Origin of the sequence: Erwinia oleae (genome assembly GCF_000770305.1) — a bacterium.
Lineage (GTDB): Bacteria > Pseudomonadota > Gammaproteobacteria > Enterobacterales > Enterobacteriaceae > Erwinia > Erwinia oleae.
The window spans coordinates 17,040-33,410 of record NZ_JNVB01000010.1 but is presented as its reverse complement, the minus strand read 5'-3'; the positions used below and the strand labels follow the sequence as shown (position 1 = coordinate 33,410).

The 16,371-nt window shown below is 54.9% G+C and carries 16 protein-coding genes; 5 read left to right on the top strand and 11 right to left on the bottom strand.

The genetic code is table 11. From position 1 onward, the window contains the following. Together tamB and tamA are read right to left on the bottom strand one after the other, a co-directional pair. Entirely contained in the window at positions 1–3,774 is a 3,774-nt protein-coding gene (tamB, locus tag GS12_RS05035) for an autotransporter assembly complex protein TamB (RefSeq protein WP_034944499.1), read from the bottom strand. Then, a complete protein-coding gene (tamA, locus tag GS12_RS05030; RefSeq protein ID WP_034911768.1) occupies positions 3,771–5,510 on the bottom strand; it encodes an autotransporter assembly complex protein TamA in 1,740 nt (579 codons plus the stop codon). The genes tamB and tamA overlap by 4 nt, the downstream gene beginning before the upstream one ends. Before the next feature lie 503 nt (positions 5,511–6,013). On the opposite strand from tamA, the gene GS12_RS05025 reads away from it, so the two are divergent. Beyond that, positions 6,014–7,339, top strand: coding sequence for a hemolysin family protein (locus tag GS12_RS05025; protein WP_034911767.1), 1,326 nt, complete (start codon positions 6,014–6,016; stop codon positions 7,337–7,339). A gap of 66 nt (positions 7,340–7,405) precedes the next feature. Here the strand turns inward: GS12_RS05025 and GS12_RS05020 are convergent, their stop codons facing one another. Then, positions 7,406–7,612 (bottom strand): DUF1107 domain-containing protein, encoded by a 207-nt coding sequence (locus GS12_RS05020; RefSeq protein WP_034911764.1) that lies wholly within the window; start codon positions 7,610–7,612, stop codon positions 7,406–7,408. 315 nt (positions 7,613–7,927) lie between these two features. Here GS12_RS05020 and GS12_RS05015 point away from each other — a divergent pair, with 315 nt between their 5' ends. Next, the gene (locus GS12_RS05015) at positions 7,928–8,485 is read left to right on the top strand and encodes a YtfJ family protein (protein WP_034944496.1); all 558 of its coding nucleotides are present in this window, start codon (positions 7,928–7,930) and stop codon (positions 8,483–8,485) included. A gap of 18 nt (positions 8,486–8,503) precedes the next feature. Here GS12_RS05015 and cysQ read toward each other — a convergent pair whose 3' ends face one another. Continuing rightward, positions 8,504–9,244, bottom strand: coding sequence for a 3'(2'),5'-bisphosphate nucleotidase CysQ (gene cysQ / locus GS12_RS05010; RefSeq protein ID WP_034944493.1), 741 nt, complete (start codon positions 9,242–9,244; stop codon positions 8,504–8,506). Between the two features lie 239 nt (positions 9,245–9,483). On the opposite strand from cysQ, the gene GS12_RS05005 reads away from it, so the two are divergent. Then, the gene (locus GS12_RS05005) at positions 9,484–11,448 is read left to right on the top strand and encodes a bifunctional 2',3'-cyclic-nucleotide 2'-phosphodiesterase/3'-nucleotidase (RefSeq protein WP_034944490.1); all 1,965 of its coding nucleotides are present in this window, start codon (positions 9,484–9,486) and stop codon (positions 11,446–11,448) included. 86 nt (positions 11,449–11,534) lie between these two features. Here the strand turns inward: GS12_RS05005 and GS12_RS05000 are convergent, their stop codons facing one another. Both GS12_RS05000 and fklB read right to left on the bottom strand, forming a co-directional pair. Next, on the bottom strand, positions 11,535–11,786 hold the full coding sequence (locus tag GS12_RS05000) for a hypothetical protein (RefSeq protein WP_034944487.1): 252 nt from the start codon (positions 11,784–11,786) through the stop codon (positions 11,535–11,537). A 283-nt stretch (positions 11,787–12,069) separates the two neighbouring features. Continuing rightward, a complete protein-coding gene (gene fklB / locus GS12_RS04995; RefSeq protein WP_034911752.1) occupies positions 12,070–12,690 on the bottom strand; it encodes an FKBP-type peptidyl-prolyl cis-trans isomerase in 621 nt (206 codons plus the stop codon). 292 nt (positions 12,691–12,982) lie between these two features. Here fklB and GS12_RS04990 point away from each other — a divergent pair, with 292 nt between their 5' ends. Beyond that, positions 12,983–13,522: an OapA family protein gene (locus tag GS12_RS04990; protein ID WP_034944484.1), complete on the top strand. Its 540-nt coding sequence runs from the start codon at positions 12,983–12,985 to the stop codon at positions 13,520–13,522. A gap of 71 nt (positions 13,523–13,593) precedes the next feature. On the opposite strand, the gene rplI is transcribed toward GS12_RS04990, so the two are convergent. The 4 genes from rplI to rpsF are packed head-to-tail and all read right to left on the bottom strand — an operon-like array spanning position 13,594 to position 15,030. Beyond that, complete coding sequence (gene rplI / locus GS12_RS04985) at positions 13,594–14,046, bottom strand: 50S ribosomal protein L9 (RefSeq protein WP_034911746.1); 453 nt, start codon at positions 14,044–14,046, stop codon at positions 13,594–13,596. A 38-nt stretch (positions 14,047–14,084) separates the two neighbouring features. After that, positions 14,085–14,312, bottom strand: a complete 228-nt coding sequence (rpsR, locus tag GS12_RS04980; protein ID WP_000135199.1) for a 30S ribosomal protein S18 — start codon at positions 14,310–14,312, stop codon at positions 14,085–14,087. 4 nt (positions 14,313–14,316) lie between these two features. Then, positions 14,317–14,634 carry a primosomal replication protein N gene (gene priB, locus GS12_RS04975; protein WP_034918765.1) on the bottom strand — a complete coding sequence of 106 codons (318 nt, stop codon included), beginning with the start codon at positions 14,632–14,634 and terminating at the stop codon, positions 14,317–14,319. Between the two features lie 6 nt (positions 14,635–14,640). Next, positions 14,641–15,030 carry a 30S ribosomal protein S6 gene (rpsF, locus tag GS12_RS04970; protein ID WP_034911740.1) on the bottom strand — a complete coding sequence of 130 codons (390 nt, stop codon included), beginning with the start codon at positions 15,028–15,030 and terminating at the stop codon, positions 14,641–14,643. 367 nt (positions 15,031–15,397) lie between these two features. On the opposite strand from rpsF, the gene GS12_RS04965 reads away from it, so the two are divergent. Further along, positions 15,398–15,592, top strand: a complete 195-nt coding sequence (locus tag GS12_RS04965; RefSeq protein ID WP_034911738.1) for a hypothetical protein — start codon at positions 15,398–15,400, stop codon at positions 15,590–15,592. A gap of 4 nt (positions 15,593–15,596) precedes the next feature. Here the strand turns inward: GS12_RS04965 and yjfP are convergent, their stop codons facing one another. Further along, on the bottom strand, positions 15,597–16,346 hold the full coding sequence (gene yjfP, locus GS12_RS04960) for an esterase (RefSeq protein WP_034944481.1): 750 nt from the start codon (positions 16,344–16,346) through the stop codon (positions 15,597–15,599). Positions 16,347–16,371 lie beyond the last annotated feature (25 nt).

Below are 16,371 nucleotides of genomic sequence, written 5' to 3'. Positions count from 1 at the left end.
CTAAAACTCAAACTGATAGAGTAAATCCAGCGCCTGGTCGATACCCGACACCGCTTCCAAATAGAGTTTAGGCATCAGGCGATAACGCAAGGTTAAGGTCGCCAGTGAATCAAATATGCCAACACCGTATTTTACCTGTAACCCCGGCAGCACATAGCCACTGACCTGCACCTGCTGGCTGTCGCCAACGCCGGTGGTATCCAGCGCCAGATTGCTTACGCCGAAGGTTTCGCCGATTTTACCCACAACCTGACCACTTTGCGCAAGCCCCAATCCGACTAATGCTGACGTGACCGCGCTGCTGTCGCTGCCGTTGGCATCCAGCCCCTGTCCGCGTAACAGATAGGAGAGCGCTTCCTGCTGCGACATCGCCGGGTCGGCAAAGATCTCCGCCTTCGGTTCATCGGCCAGGCCGGTCACGCGTACGCCTGCCGTCACGTCATCTTCCGTTGCTTCAGGGTTACGGATCGCCTCAATATTCAGATAAGGTTGGTCAGGCGGCCCCGCGAATTGCAGTTCACCTTTGCGCACGATGAGATCCTGCCCATAGGCGTGGAAGCGCCCCGATGGGATATTGATTTGGCCGTTCAGTCCCAGGCCGCGCTTGTCCTGCACCAGCTTGAGATCGCCGTTCAGCTTAGCCTTCAGCCCAAAGGCGCTGAGCCGCACGTCGTCGCCGACGTGAATAATCAGGTTGCTGTTAATCGGAATGGCGGCCGTTTTCGGTGCAATCGGTTTTAACTGTTCATCCAACAGCACTTCGTCGCCTGAAACGCCCACCGCGCTTTCCGGCACCTCCTGCACGGTGATACGCGCCCAGGGAATATCCACGCGGCCATCCAGGTTAAACATCTCTGGCGTGGCGTCGAAGACCAGATCCGGCGAGACGTCCATCCGCACCATCGGCGGTACGGTTACGCGAATGTTTTTCCCTTTCGCGGCAATGCGCGCGCGCCAGGCATCAAGCTGCTGCCAGTTGGCATCGCCGCTCAGCGCAAGCTGACCTTTCGATGTCTGCACCGCGCCCTCCAGCGTCGAACTCATGCCATTAAAGATCATGGTGAGGTTCGCCGCCGTCAGATCCACCGGCATAAAGTTACCATCAACGTCGACCCCTTTCAGGGCAAGCTGACCAAATACCTGCGGCTGTTGCAGGCTGCCGCCCAGCCGCAGCGCGCTGTTGAGTATCCCGGCAACCTTCTCACCTTTCATCAGCGCCGGGTTGAGCAGCGCCAGCGAGAGATCAGCGATATTGACGTTGCCCGACAGCGTGCGTCGGCCCTGCGGATCGGCGATCTGCACGTTGCCCGACAGTTGCCCGTTATTGGCAATATGGATCAGCCAGTCAAGCTGCGCGCGGTTATCACGCATTGCAGCATTCAGATTGAGCGTATCAAAGGCAATCGGCAGGGGATTGCCCTGCACATCCTGCACCACTTTAACGCCGCTGCCCTTCAGCGCGACGCGGCCCTGCGGCAAACCGCCTTCCGCGCGCCAGCTAACGTCTGCATCGCCGCTGAACACGCCGCTCAGGGCGGTGGCATCAGGCATAAACGGTTTCACCATCGCCAGGTCGAAGCGGCTGAGCACTATTTTCGCATGCCCCGACGGACCTGCTTCGATGGTTTGCGGCACGCAGAGCTGGGCATTCGGATTCTGCCAGCAGTGCGGGCCGATGCTGACGGTCTGTTTCGCATTCAGATAATCCAGCGCGATGGCGCGCGTGAGCCGCCATTCGCCGACCGGCGTATCAAATCGCGTGTTATTCAGCTCGCCTTTCCAGCGCTGCTGCTGACGATCAAAGCTGCCGGTCAGCGCAAGCTGGCCAGAGACCGGTTCGCCGTTGACGTTCAGCGTCAACTTATGCTGCTTTTCGCTGCCGCTGGCGTCCAGCGTGAGTTGCGAAATGCTCAGCGTCTCCTGCTTAAGACGCTCAACGCGAAGCGCCACTTTGCCCTGGATCTGTTCGCCCGAACTGACGTCGCCTTCAAGTTTGATCCGGCCAACGCTCAGCGCCTGCCAGCGCAGGCCGGTGGCGGTGAGATCCGCCAGCAACTGCGGCGTATTCAGATCGCCGCGCGCTTTAATCGTCCCTTTTGCCACGCCGCCAAGGCCCGGCAACGCGTTGTCCAGATGCTGCGCGTCGATATTTGCGTCCAGCGCCAGCTTCTCGCCCAGCGATCCTTTCATGTCGATATTATTGCGCCCCAGCACCAGCTTCAGGCCCGGAATATCCCACTGGTTGTAGCTGTTGCCGTACAGGGAGCCGTCGGCAGTGACCGCATTCTGCTTAACGTTGCCGCGCAGCTTCAGCTCCGGCACGCGCATCTGCCAGCTTCCGCCATAGAGGCTGCCGCGCGTGGTGATTTTCCCGTCAAGTTTCGCAGGCCAGTCGGGATACTGCTTCGCCGTGTTGATACCTGTGAGCGTCACTTCGCTGCGCCAGCTGATCGCCTTGCTCCAGTCAACCAGCGCGGTGAGATCGGTATTGCCCTGGAGCGCCGCCAGCCGCAGCTTGTCGAGCGCAAACTGTTCGACGTTGCCTTTGCCGTCCAGCGTCAGCGTCGCGGGCGGAATACTCTGCCCCTGGAAGGCGGTTTTCAGCGAAACGGCGTAGTCAGTGGCTTTCCCTTTGATGCTGAAATTGACATTGTCCGCCTGGTACTGCGCCTCGCCCGTCAGCGGCCAGCGCAGCTGCGGGCTTTGTAACGTCATCGCCAGCGGCAGCCCCACCTCGGCCAGCCGCGTCTGCGCCTCCATCTGCACTCTGACCGGCCCGGAGAGATTCAGCGCGATGTTCAACTGCTCGCGCAGCCCACCGTCGACGGTCATTTTGATCTTCTCGCCTTTCATCGGCTCCATATTGAGCGCGCTGTAGAGCGTAAAACTGACTGGCCAGTTGCCCTGTAACGTCGCCTGGCCCTGCGCATTAAGCTGCCCCTGCGGCGAATCCACGTCCAGCGTTTCAAGATGCAGCAGGCGATCCTGCGTTTTCGCCTTCAGCAACAGGCGATTGACGGCAATATCCGTATCGCCGGTAATGCGCAACTGTTCGCCAAGGATCGCCTGTACATCCACATCCAGCGGCAGAGTAAAGTCGGGCAGCTCGGGCAACAGCGGTTTGGCAAACATCGCCTTGAGCGTCTCGCCCAGCGGCGGCTCATCGGCCTTTGGCTGCTGTACTTTCGGCTGAACCACCTCTTCATCTGCCACTTTCGCCGCCTTTGGCAGCGCAATCAGCAGCCCCTGGATGTGCGTGGGCGATAGCGTCAGCGCGCGCCCCTGCCACTGCATGCCGGAGGTGAAGTCAGCCAGAGAAATCGCCGTGTCATCGACTTTTACGTTGATGTTGTGCAGCGCAAGGTTGCGCAGCGTAATCGGATAGGGCGTGGAGAGCTCGCCGGACGCGCCGTCTTCTTCAACCGGCTTCTCTCCGGCAGGCGCCATCTTTTTACTGTCCACTACCACGTTCACGTCTTTCAGCGACAGATCGTTGACGCACAATGCGCGGCTTTTCAGGCAGCCCGGTTGAAGCGCGAGGTGGAATTCGCCCGCGTTGACCGTCACGCCTGGCATCTCATACTGCACGCCGGTCAGCCGCAAATCGCGCCAGCCCCCCTGCACCTGTTTGATCGCCAGCCCCGGCACCCAGCGCGTTGCGCCGTTCAGCACCAGATGCAGGCCGGTAGTGGTGCCAATTAAAAACGCCACCCCGCCCAGCAGCAGCAAAAGGAAAATCAGGATGCCAATAAGGACCTTTTTCCACAAACTCATAGCTCAGGCCCCAATCCGATATAAAACTGTATGTCTCGTTTTTCGTCATCGCCGATGGGACGGGCGATATCCAGTTTGATCGGCCCGACCGGCGACTGCCAGCGCACGCCAACGCCCGCGCCGGTTTTTACGTTGCTCTGCCTGATGTCGTTAACCGCCTCACCGGAGTCGATAAATACCGCGCTCCACCATTTGCCGGTCACGTTGTACTGGTATTCCAGCGAACCGGTCGCCAGCTTTGAGGCACCGGTCAGTTTGCCGTCCTCGTCGCGTGGCGAAATGCCTTTGTATTTGTAGCCGCGAATGCTGCGATCGCCACCGGCGAAAAAGCGCAAATCGGGCGGGACGCGATCGAAATCGTTGGTTTCAATCCAACCGAGGTTGCCGCGTACCACGAAGCGATGCTTGTCCGCCAGAGTACGGATCCAGACGTTCTGCGCCTGAACCACGGCGAAATCAATGTCCGAGCCCCAGGTGGTGTCGGAGACATCCAGTGAGTAACGCTGAGAATCGCCCCATACCGGCATCAGGCCGCCGCGTGAGCGGGTACGGTTAACGCTGACGCCCGGATAGAGCAGCATGGTCGTGTTGGTCACGTTGCCCTGAGTAAAGTGATCCAGGCTCCAGCGCAGATTGAGCGCGCGCTGCCAGCCGCTGGACGAATCCCAATAGCGCGACGCGGCCAGCGTGGTGGAATCCGAGCGTGTGTCGTTAAGGTCGGTGCGTTTCAGGCCGCCCTGCAACAGGTAATACTGCTCGATGGGATTTTTCAGCAGCGGAATTTTATAGCTGAAATCCAGCTGCTGCTCTGGCGCGGAGACGTTAGCGCTGGTGGTAAAGCTGTGTCCGTAGCTGTTAACCCAGGGACGCTTCCAGGTAGCCTTCACGCGCGGCCCGACGTCCGTTGAATAGCCCACGCCGGTCTCAATGGTGTTTTCAGTGCGCGGCGTGACCACGCCATGCAGCGGCAGCACTTTGGTTTTACGCGATTTTTCAAACTCTGGCGCCACCACAACCGCATTAAACCAGCCGGTTGCGGAAAGGCGTCGGTTCAGTTCGGCCAGATCGCGCGAGCTGTAATAGTCGCCCTTTTTAAACGGCACCAGATTTTGCAGATACTCTTCGCGGATCTGCGATCCTTCAAAACTGACGTCGCCAAAGCGGTAGCGCTGGCCGCTGTCATAGTCGATATCCCAGAACGCCTCGCGCCGCGCCGGGGAGACGCCAAGCTGGCTTTTTGCGTAGTCGCCGTCGAAATAGCCTTTGCGCAGCGCCAGGTTGCTGAGGGAGCTTTTAAAACGATCGTAGTCGCCATGATTCAGCACGCCGCCGATCTTGCTCTTGCCGTCACGCACCAGACTCTGATAATCCTCATCGGTGCGGGCGCCGCCGCGAATAATCACCGTTTCGCCCACCAGCTTAACCGGCTCGCCGGGCGAGACTTTCGCCAGCAGCAGAGGCCGTTTTCCGCCCGCTGGCGGCGGCAGGAGGGTAAATTCAATGGTGGGATCGTAATAACCTAACGCCTTCAGGCCTTCTTTTACCGCTTCACTGACCCGAGCCCGAAAGCGACCATCGGCGGAAATCTCATCGCTGGCAATGGTGGAAAGCCTTGCCCGCACGTTTTTCTCCAGCGCGCCGGATAATCCTGTTACCTGCAATCGCACCGTTGCGGCTTCGACAGCGGGCGCAGCGGCAAGCAGAGTGAACAGACAATACGCATAAATTCGTGACACGCTTACTCCTGGTTATCTGGTCGGCCCGGGTTCCCTTCAGGCACAACGTCTTCTTTTTTCGTTTTCACCGGGGCATGGCGGCATTTTGCCTGTTACGCACACCCATAAAGCCAAATTTTGACTTATTGTGTGCAAAGAATAGCGCTGATACAACCAACAACCCCAACGGAATATCAATCAGTCGAACAAAGTGGCATGACAGTCGGATTAATCTTAGCCGCCTGATGCGCCATACTGTCAGCGTGACAATGATGGCTGCAATTGTAAGCCTTCGTGACCACAGCTATAATCCCTTGCATGGGACGCGCGGCGTTCCACACTGAATTCTGCGCCGATATCGCGCAGACATTTTTGGCACGGACAGCCGAGCTTGACTGAACGAAAGAACGTTCGCGGATCCTCATCGCTGCCCAGGCCAAAAATGACAGGTAATTAACTAAAGGCCAGTTTTGGTACGCTTCCCACGTGATAGCAACTGAACAGAGCCATTTTATGGATGTTTTATGTTAGACAGCTTGCTTGTCATTTTACTGCTGATTGCGGTCAGCGCATTTTTTTCCCTTTCAGAAATCTCTCTGGCGGCGGCGCGCAAAATTAAGCTGAAGCTGCTGGCGGACGATGGCAACATTAACGCGCAGCACGTCCTTAAGATGCAGGAGACGCCGGGCACCTTCTTTACCGTGGTGCAAATTGGCCTGAACGCCGTGGCTATTCTTGGCGGTATCGTCGGCGATTCAGCCTTTTCACCGGGTTTTCGCACGATGCTTGAGCGCGTGGTCAGCCCGGAACTGGCGGATCAACTCAGCTTTATCTGTTCATTTACCCTCGTCACCAGCCTGTTTATTCTGTTTGCTGACCTTTTCCCCAAGCGCCTTGGCATGATTGCGCCGGAAGTGATCGCGCTGAAGATCATCAACCCGATGCGTCTTTGCCTGTTTCTGTTCCGGCCGCTGGTGTGGTTCTTTAACGGCGGCGCCAACATTATTTTCCGGCTGTTTAAAATTCCACTGGTACGTAAGGACGATATCACTTCAGATGACATCTACGCGGTGGTGGAAGCGGGCGCGCTGGCGGGCGTGCTGCGTAAGCAGGAGCATGAACTGATTGAAAACGTTTTCGAACTGGAGTCGCGCACCGTTCCCTCATCCATGACCTCACGTGAAAACGTGGTCTGGTTCAATCTTCATGAAGATGAAGAGAGCCTGAAAGAAAAAATCGCCAACCATCCGCATTCGAAGTTCCTTGTCTGCAACGACGACATTGACCATATCGTTGGCTATGTTGATTCCAAAGAGCTGCTGCTGCGCGTTCTCGGTCATCAGAGCATGGCGCTGAACAGCGGCGTACAGATCCGCTCGGCGCTGATTGTGCCGGACACGCTGACGCTGTCAGAAGCGCTGGAAAGCTTTAAAACCGCCGGCGAAGACTTCGCAGTGATCATGAACGAGTACGCGCTGGTGGTCGGCATTATTACCCTGAACGACGTGATGACTACGCTGATGGGCGACCTGGTGGGTCAGGGGCTGGAGGAGCAGATCGTCGCTCGTGACGAAAACTCCTGGCTGGTTGAGGGCGGCACGCCGATTGATGACGTCATGCGCGTGCTGCACATTGACGAGTTTCCTCAATCCGGCAATTACGAAACCATCGGCGGCTTTATGATGTATATGCTGCGCAAAATCCCCAAACGTACCGACTTCGTCAAGTTCCACGGCTATAAGTTTGAGGTGGTGGATATCGACAGCTATCGTATCGATCAGCTGCTGGTCACGCGCATTGACGCTCGCCCTGTGACAGCCACGGTGTTGAACAAAGTACTGGAAGAGTAGTGCTGGCGGGAAAGGTGATGGCAACAAAAAAGGCGCGAGCATTCGCGCCTTTTTTTCGTCTGAAAATCAGTTAAATTCGGTTTGTAAGCGCAGCACCTGACGGTTCACTTCAGACATCACGCTATAGTGCTGTTTGTCTTTGATTCGCGGGATAAGGATTTTCCCCTTATCAAACTCAAACGCGCCAACATCTTTGATATAAAGACGCCCGCGGAACAGGGTTTTAACGTATTTAGCGACCTGTAGTGGGTTGTATTTTTGGAATATTTTCATTCTGTTAATTCTCTATGCTTTATGATGCACGCTGCGCCGTAACCACTATTGGTACGAATCTTTGCAGCGCGAAGTGGATTCACTATAGACCAACTTGACCTTCACGAATTCCGAAAACCGAATTATTTTACTGCTTTTACATATCATGACAGTACGCTCTGTGCCTGCGACACGTTGAAACAGTATATCCCTTCAAATATGACGGAATTGTGCTGCTTGTTGCAAAATTGTTACCTAAGGGCGACAAGGACATTTTCTCTGCTTACTATTGCAGGAATGTGACCGTCTGGTCGGATGAGATCATCAGGAGCCGAAATGATTTTTTATCGTACGCTGTGCGCGCTTCCCCTGGCGCTTGTGGCTTTCACCGCGCATGCACATAATTTTGTGACGGGCGAACGCGTTGCGCCTGTGGGCATCGCCGATAAAGGCGAGCTGATTTATCAGCAGGAGACGTTTCGCTATAAAAGCTGGAACAGCGCGCAGTTGCCGGGCAAGGTGCGGGTGATTCAGCACATTGCCGGGCGCTCATCGGCGAAAGAGAAAAACGCCGCCCTGATTGAGGCCATCAAGGCCGCTAAGCTGCCTCGCGATCGCTACCAAACTACCACGCTGGTTAACACCGATGATGCCATTCCTGGTACCGGCATGTTCGTGCGCAGCAGTATCGAAAGTAATAAAAAGCAATTCCCCTGGTCGCAGTTTATTGTCGACGATAACGGCGTGGCTAAAAAAGCCTGGAAGCTGGAAAACGGCGGTTCGGCCATTATTGTGCTGGATAATAATGGCGAGGTGCGTTTTGCAAAAGACGGGGCGCTGAGCCAGCAGGAAGTCGATAACGTGATGGCTCTGCTGCATCAGCTGCTGCGTTAGTTCAGGCCCCGCAATGCGTCAAAAAATCGACACGCGAAAGCCGGGGTTGAGGAACGACTCGCGCGGTGCGTAGTCGAGGCTTTTCCCCTGCCAGTCGTGAACGTGCGCGCCTGCGGCAATCGCCACCGCGTGACCGGCGCCCGTGTCCCAAATATTCGTTGGCCCGAAGCGTGGATAGAGCTGCGCTTTTCCTTCCGCCACCAGGCAGAACTTCAGCGAAGAGCCGATAGCGATTGTCTGATGCTCGCCAAGCTGGCTGAGATAATCTTCCAGTTCGCTGTCGGCGTGCGAACGGCTCACCACCACCAGCGGCGGACGCGCTTCACGGATCTGAATGACTTCACGGCGTCCGCCCTCTTCTTTCCATGCCTGCCCTTCTGCGGCGGAATACATCACACCGAGTACGGGTGCATAAACGACGCCAAGCACCGGCTTGCCCTGCTCGATCAGCGCAATATTCACCGTGAACTCGCCGTTGCGCTTGATGAACTCTTTGGTGCCGTCCAGCGGATCGACCAGCCAGTACCGCTGCCAGTGCCGGCGAACGTCCCAGGCGGGCGGCGCCTCTTCGGAGAGCACCGGAATATCGGACGAAAGCCGTGTCAGCCCCTGTAAAATCACCTCATGCGCGGCGATATCGGCAGCCGTCACCGGAGAATTGTCCTGCTTATGGGCCACATCAAGCGGCGCCTGTTGGTTGTAAATCTGCATGATCGCATCGCCTGCGTCCCTTGCGAGCTGACAAATATTATCCAGCATTGTTGACCTCCTGCTTCGTCTCTGAGTGCCGGTTTTATCGGCCGGAGAATCCTGATACCTGCCGCTGTGGCGGGCAAACGTTCTTTCTCTGATCATAGCAGCCAGGCGCAATATCAAGAAGCGCGCTGATAAACAAAGAAATTTTGTTATTGATCACATAACGATGAAACTTAAGATAACAACCTTACAAAAATTTGAGATGTTTAAGCGTATTGCAACACACTGACATGGAGAGAACGATGAAAAAGCCTTGCATGACGCTGATGGCGCTGCTGGTCAGCACAACAATCCACGCCGCAACGGTGGATTTTCGCCTGCTGGAAACCACCGATCTGCACAGCAACATGATGGATTTCGATTATTACAAGGATGCGCCGACCGAGAAGTTCGGGCTGGTGCGTACCGCCACGCTGATCAACGCGGCACGCAAAGAGGCGACCAACAGCGTGCTGGTTGATAACGGCGACGTAATCCAGGGCAGTCCGCTGGGCGACTATATGGCGGCAAAAGGATTACAGAAAGGTGACGTTCATCCGGTGTACAAAGCGCTCAACACGCTGAATTACACTGTGGGCAACCTGGGAAACCACGAGTTTAACTACGGGCTGGAATATCTGCATAAAGCCATCAGCGGCGCGCGTTTTCCTTATATCAATGCCAATATTATCGATGTGAAAACCGGCAAGCCCTTGTTCACGCCTTATCTGATCAAAGAGCTTGAGGTTTCCGACCGCGAGGGCAAAACGCATTCGTTAAAAGTAGGCTTTATTGGTTTTGTTCCGCCGCAAATCATGGTGTGGGACAAAAAAAATCTCAGCGGTAAGGTGACGGTAAACGATATTACGGAAACGGCGCGCCGCTGGGTGCCGGAAATGCGTAAACAGGGTGCCGATCTGGTAGTGGCCATTCCCCATTCCGGGTTATCGGGCGATCCTTATAAAGCGATGGCGGAGAACTCCGTTTATTACCTCAGCCAGGTGCCCGGAATTGACGCCATCATGTTTGGTCACGCCCATGCCGTTTTCCCCGGCAAAGATTTTGCCGCTATCAAGGGCGCTGACATTTCAGCAGGAACGCTCAATGGCGTACCGGCGGTGATGCCGGGGATGTGGGGCGATCATTTGGGTATTGTGGATTTGGTGCTGAATAATGAGGCCGGCCGCTGGCAGGTGAGCAGTGCGAAAGCCCAGGCGCGTCCGATCTATGATAAAACGGCGAAGAAGTCGCTTGCGGCGGAAGATCCGGCGCTGGTAAGCCTGCTGGCGCCCGACCACAAGGCAACCCGCGAGTTTGTCAGTAAGCCCATCGGCAAGGCGGCCGATGTGATGTACAGCTATTTATCGCTGGTCCAGGACGATCCGACGGTACAGATCGTCAATAATGCCCAGCGCGACTATGTGAAGCATTTTATTCAGGGCGATCCTGATTTAGCCGCCTTGCCCGTATTGTCTGCCGCTGCGCCGTTTAAAGCGGGCGGGCGTAAAAACGATCCGGCCAGCTATGTTGAGGTTGAGAAAGGCCAGCTCACCTTCCGCAATGCCGCCGATCTCTATCTCTATCCCAATACGCTGGTGGTGATGAAAGTCAGCGGAAAAGAGGTAAAAGAGTGGCTGGAATGCTCTGCGGGACAGTTTAACCAGATCGATACCGCCAGCAGTAAGCCGCAGGCGCTGATAAACTGGAACTTCCGGACGTATAATTTCGATGTTATCGACGGCGTGAACTACCGTATCGACGTGACGCAGCCAGCACGTTATGACGCGGAATGCCAGATGATTAATGAGAACGCCTCGCGGATCACCGACCTGACCTATGAAGGCAAACCCATCGATCCCGCAGCAACTTTCCTGGTGGCAACCAATAACTATCGTGCTTATGGCGGCAAATTCGCCGGAACGGGAGAATCGCATGTTGCTTTTGCCTCGCCGGATGAGAATCGTAGCGTGGTAGCAGCGTATATCAGTGCGCAGACAAAATCACAGGGAGAAGTAAAACCACAGGCGGATAATAACTGGAAGCTCAGGACGATTACCAGCCAAATGCCGCTGGATATACGTTTTGAAACCTCGCCGGGAGAAAAAGCCAGCGCGTTTATACGTCAGCATGCACAATATCCACTGCATCCCAAAGGAACAGATGAAATTGGCTTTGCTATTTATCAGCTTGATCTTCAGAAAGAGGTTTTCGGACGTGAAGATGAATAAGAAGAGGACGTAATTGCCTTCCGCTTTGCAATAACAAACCAGCTTTAAAGTCAGAGCTGGTTTGTATCCAGAGGGGACAGAACAGTTTATTGAGCTTTACCCGCTTTCAGGCTTTTTGCCCAATCAACGATACCGCGAATACCCTGAGCCATGTCGTTAATGGCGCCAATGATATTAAAATCAAGGATGTTGCCAATCCCTTTTCCCAGCAGGCTGGCTGACTCAGCTACCGCTTCGCTAACAGCGTTACCAATTGCTTTACCCATCTGCTCACCAATATCACCAAAAAAACCTGCGCCTGAAACGTGGGAAATTTCTTTAGTATTAAGCTCACGCATTTTTTATATTCTCCATATATTGTTATTCGCCTTAATCATTAAAGCCAATTAATATTACACCTTCTGTTTACTGGAAATCAAATAGTAATTTATTGATTTTTTTTAATTATTAACGGTTAAAAACAGTCAACTATCAGCGCATTCTGGAAAGAGAGATCTGAACATTTTTTACATAAAAAATGAAATAAACTTCATATGAATATTATTTTTTTTGATAAAAAGCCAGCGGCGGAGAGCACACTGGCCTGTTAAGCGAGTAATAATGTCATCCCACGCTTAATACTTACAGAATTTCCAACAGTTCAACTTCAAATATTAGCGTACTGAAAGGCGGAATGGATGCGCCAGCACCGCGCTCGCCGTAGGCCAGATTTTGTGGGATAACCAGTTCCCATTTGGAACCAACCGGCATCAGCGTCAGCGCCTCGATCCAGCCAGGAATAACGCCGCTTACCGGAAACTCTGCGGGTTCGCCGCGCTGAACGGAGCTGTCAAAGACAGAGCCGTCAATCAGTTTGCCGGTATAGTGAACGCGTACGCGATCCTGACGTGAAGGGATAGCACCCTCGCCCTGCTTCAGCACGCTGAACTGAAGGCCTGACTCAGTGCTGCTTACGCCGTCGCGTTTCGCGTTCTCTTCCAGATAGGTTTGCCCTTCCGCCGCCATCGCCTGCTGACGCTCACGACGGACGCTGTCGGCGCGCTCATGGACTTCACGCAGCGCACGATGCACAACGTCGACCGGCACCGCTGGCGCATTCCCTTCCAGTGCGTCACGCAAACCGGCCAACAGCGCCTCAGGTTCCAGGCCCTGAAGGCCGGACTCCAGCAGCTGCTGACCAACCTGTAAACCGATTCCGTAGCTCGCCTGCGCTTCTACACTGTCAAAAGAAGGAGTGGACATGAGTTTTCCTTTCATAATAGAAAAATGAAGACGAAGCATAACAGCGCAGGCAACGGCCGTAAAATTTCATCGTCTTCAGGTGACTTTCCCCGCTGAAAAGTAAACAATATGAGCATCTCACAAACGGAATAAACTCCGTACGGACAACGCGTTATCAGCTATATTTGAGGTCAATATGGGCCATCCTGCCCGCAGGCGAAGGAAAAGCCAGCCGCTTTCGCTCAACGACGTTTTACGTCGGATGACGAAATGCACACTATTTACGCGAGAGTCGCGCCAGGAGGACGACACCATGCCCAACACGTCTCCAGCACTACAGTTCTTCAAGCGGATCTGGCATCTGCCGGAATCGGTGCGCTGGATGGATCCGCTGCCGCCCTTTCACCGCCGCGCCATCATTGTTGCCGTGCTGGTGGTGCTGCTGGCCTTCCTCTGGCCGTCCTCCGCGCCGCAGCAGCAAACTCAGCGGCAGCCGGATAAGCCGCTCGCTAATAACGCGCCGCCAATGCAGGCTGAGATTGTCGGCGAACAGCCCGGGAAAGCGGCGCCTGCCGCCACCCCGGACTCTCAGGGCGCATGGCGAGATTATCAGGTCGCATCAGGCCAGACCCTTGCGCAGCTTTTCCGCGACAATGGGTTGCCGGTTAATGACGTATTTGCAATGGCGCAGGTGGAAGGCAATGACAAGCCGCTGAGCAATCTGCAAACCGGCCAGACGGTGAAAATTCGTCAAAATGCGCAGGGTGTGATTACCGGCCTGACCGTGGAGAGCGCAGGTGCGGAGGTGTTATTTACGCGTCAGCCGGATGGTACGTTTCTTCGCGCGCAGTAGAGTTACGGCGATCGACAAAAACAAAAACGCCGGCGCGAGGCCGGCGTTTTTTATGCGTTACCTGAAGCCTGTTAAGCTTCAGCAACGATGTTGACAACCAGTTTAGCGAAGACTTCGCTGTGAACCTGGAAGTCCACTTCGTGCTCACCGGTAGTACGCAGAACGCCGTTTGGCAGGCGAACTTCGCTTTTGCTCACTTCAACGCCAGCCGCTGTTACAGCGTCAGCGATGTCGCGAGTACCGATGGAACCGAACAGTTTACCGCCGTCACCGGATTTGGTGGTGATGGTAACGTTGCCCAGCGCGTTGATTTTCTCAGCGCGTGCATTTGCCGCAGCCTGAGTGTCAGCCAGTTTGGCTTCCAGCTCTGCGCGACGTGCTTCGAAGAACTCAACGTTTTTCTTAGTAGCAGGAACAGCTTTGCCCTGTGGTACCAGGAAGTTACGAGCATAGCCCGCTTTAACATTAACCTGATCGCCCAGAGTGCCCAGGTTTGCTACTTTATCAAGCAGAATAACTTGCATTACCTTATCCTCTTAAAGTCGTTAATGGACAACAGCCGTTACTGATGACGATCGGTATACGGCAGCAGAGACAGGTAACGCGCGCGCTTGATAGCACGAGCCAGCTGACGCTGGTATTTTGCGCGAGTACCGGTAATACGGCTCGGTACAATCTTACCGCTTTCAGTGATGTAGTTTTTCAGCGTTGCGATATCTTTATAATCGATCTCTTGAACGCCTTCCGCGGTGAAACGGCAGAACTTGCGACGACGGAAATAACGTGCCATTAGGCTAGTCTCCAGAATCTATCAATTCAATCTGCTCGGCATGCAGTACCGTTTTATTCAGTCCATTGCGGCCTTGATGGCAGCTGATGAAACCTGAAACGATGAGCAGCGTGCCGACCGTTATACTTTGAGTAAGTGCCTGATGGGCCTTGCCGCTGATAATCACCGGCATCCGACACCAGGCTTGCCGGTTAAAACCGGCTTCCATCTGCTGTGAACGATGCTCAAGCACGAACTGGCAGTGTGGAATACCTGACGGGCTCACTTTTCGCATCGGCGTCTTGCACACGGTGCCAGACAGCGTCAGTCGATTGGCCGTCACGGTCAATTACTCTTCAGAATCCCCAGCATCATCCGAGGTTTCGTTAGCAAAATCTTCACGACGCTCGCGGCGCTCGTCTTTCGCTTTAACCATTGGAGAAGCTTCAGTTACCGCGTGCTTAACGCGCATAACCATGCTGCGGATAACGGCGTCGTTGAAGCGGAAGTTAGTTTCCAGCTCATCGATCGCTTCCTGCGGCGCTTCAACGTTCAGCAGAACGTAGTGAGCTTTGTGCAGTTTGTTGATCGGATAAGCCAGCTGACGGCGGCCCCAGTCTTCCAGACGATGGATCGTGCCTTCTGCACCGGTGATAGCACCCGTGTAACGCTCGATCATGCCAGGAACCTGTTCGCTTTGGTCAGGGTGAACCATAAATACGATTTCGTAATGACGCATCGAATTTGCTCCTTACGGATTATTCAGCCTCCTGTCAGGGTCAGCCGTGGCCCATGGAAGCAAGGAACGTTAAAGGTTGTGTAAAACAACCTGAGATTACGGCTGAAAAATTGACGCGTAATAATACTGGCGGAGTGCCGGAAACTCAAGGCAAAGTCGCGGCAAAAGATAAATTAGTCAGGTGATGAAAAATCACAGCCGGAGAACGCGCTGCTTATTTTCAGATATCAAACAGTTAAAGAAACAGGCCCGGCAACAACCATTAAAAAGCAAGAATTACTAATACCTTTTTATTACAGGCGCGCTAAGCTTAACAGGTTATGTCCCGGCGCCGCCGAAAGCGCCAGCCAGATTGTGGAGTTATCGCATGAAAACCATCGCAATCGCCCTCTTACTCGGGATCGAACTTTCCACATCCGCCTTTGCCAGTACAACTGGCTGCGCGCAACAGGTGAAAAGCTACACCAGCAAAGCGGCGAACAGCTACGTCTATATCAACCGGCTCGTCTCTCCGACGGAAGCAGCCTCACCCGGCGTTCCGGCGACAGCGGAACGACTTTAACAGGTCATAAATGATGCCGGAAAAACGCCACCAGCGTATCCAGCGCCGGTGGCGTAATACGATGTCCAACACCCTTTTCAGTAATAAAAGTGAGCTGTTGGTTCAGGTTCGCTTCGCGCATCGCGTTTTCCAGCCGGACGCTTTCTGCCACCGGCACCACCTCATCCGCCTCACCGTGCCATATCAGCAGCGGCCTGTCGGCGATTTTCGCCAACTGATGGCTGACCTCGTAGTCAGCCAGCGGCGCCGTGCGTGCTTCGAACGCTGTTTTTTCATCGGGCGTTTTTTGCGTCAGCGGAGGAAACAGCGTCTGTGAGAGCGACATAAAATAGCCCGATCCCATCATGCAGGCGACGCTGGCGATCTGCGGATTGCGCGCCATGGCGCCCAGCGCCGTCATCCCGCCCATTGAGGCGCCTGCCACCGCGAATCGTCCCCCTTCCACCAGCGCTTGCTGACGAAGGGCCGTTTCGAGCAGGGGCGTTTCGTCAATATTTTGCCTGAGGATCTCCCATAAACAACCGAGCCGGTAATCAGCATCGCCGCCGTAACGAGAGCCGTGCTGATCGGCATCCGGCATCACCACGCGAAAGCCCGCGTTGGCCAGCCCGACTGCGGCCCAGGCGTACACCTCTTTCGACGAGGTAAAGCCGTGCCAGAAAACAACGGTCGGCAACGGCGCGTGTCGTTTTGCGGCTGGCGCGGCGTGCAGGCATTCGATACCGGCAAAAATTTCTGTACTGACTTCAATCATGGAACGCTCCTTTAAAAAGCATCGC

Bases quoted from the DNA above. Each gene is read 5' to 3' on its own strand.
- tamB (WP_034944499.1), bottom strand. From the start codon at position 3,774: ATGAGTTTGTGGAAAAAGGTCCTTATTGGCATCCTGATTTTCCTTTTG.
- GS12_RS05025 (WP_034911767.1), top strand. From the start codon at position 6,014: ATGTTAGACAGCTTGCTTGTCATTTTACTGCTGATTGCGGTCAGCGCA.
- GS12_RS05020 (WP_034911764.1), bottom strand. From the start codon at position 7,612: ATGAAAATATTCCAAAAATACAACCCACTACAGGTCGCTAAATACGTT.
- GS12_RS05015 (WP_034944496.1), top strand. From the start codon at position 7,928: ATGATTTTTTATCGTACGCTGTGCGCGCTTCCCCTGGCGCTTGTGGCT.
- cysQ (WP_034944493.1), bottom strand. From the start codon at position 9,244: ATGCTGGATAATATTTGTCAGCTCGCAAGGGACGCAGGCGATGCGATC.
- GS12_RS05005 (WP_034944490.1), top strand. From the start codon at position 9,484: ATGAAAAAGCCTTGCATGACGCTGATGGCGCTGCTGGTCAGCACAACA.
- GS12_RS05000 (WP_034944487.1), bottom strand. From the start codon at position 11,786: ATGCGTGAGCTTAATACTAAAGAAATTTCCCACGTTTCAGGCGCAGGT.
- fklB (WP_034911752.1), bottom strand. From the start codon at position 12,690: ATGTCCACTCCTTCTTTTGACAGTGTAGAAGCGCAGGCGAGCTACGGA.
- GS12_RS04990 (WP_034944484.1), top strand. From the start codon at position 12,983: ATGCCCAACACGTCTCCAGCACTACAGTTCTTCAAGCGGATCTGGCAT.
- rplI (WP_034911746.1), bottom strand. From the start codon at position 14,046: ATGCAAGTTATTCTGCTTGATAAAGTAGCAAACCTGGGCACTCTGGGC.
- rpsR (WP_000135199.1), bottom strand. From the start codon at position 14,312: ATGGCACGTTATTTCCGTCGTCGCAAGTTCTGCCGTTTCACCGCGGAA.
- rpsF (WP_034911740.1), bottom strand. From the start codon at position 15,030: ATGCGTCATTACGAAATCGTATTTATGGTTCACCCTGACCAAAGCGAA.
- GS12_RS04965 (WP_034911738.1), top strand. From the start codon at position 15,398: ATGAAAACCATCGCAATCGCCCTCTTACTCGGGATCGAACTTTCCACA.
- yjfP (WP_034944481.1), bottom strand. From the start codon at position 16,346: ATGATTGAAGTCAGTACAGAAATTTTTGCCGGTATCGAATGCCTGCAC.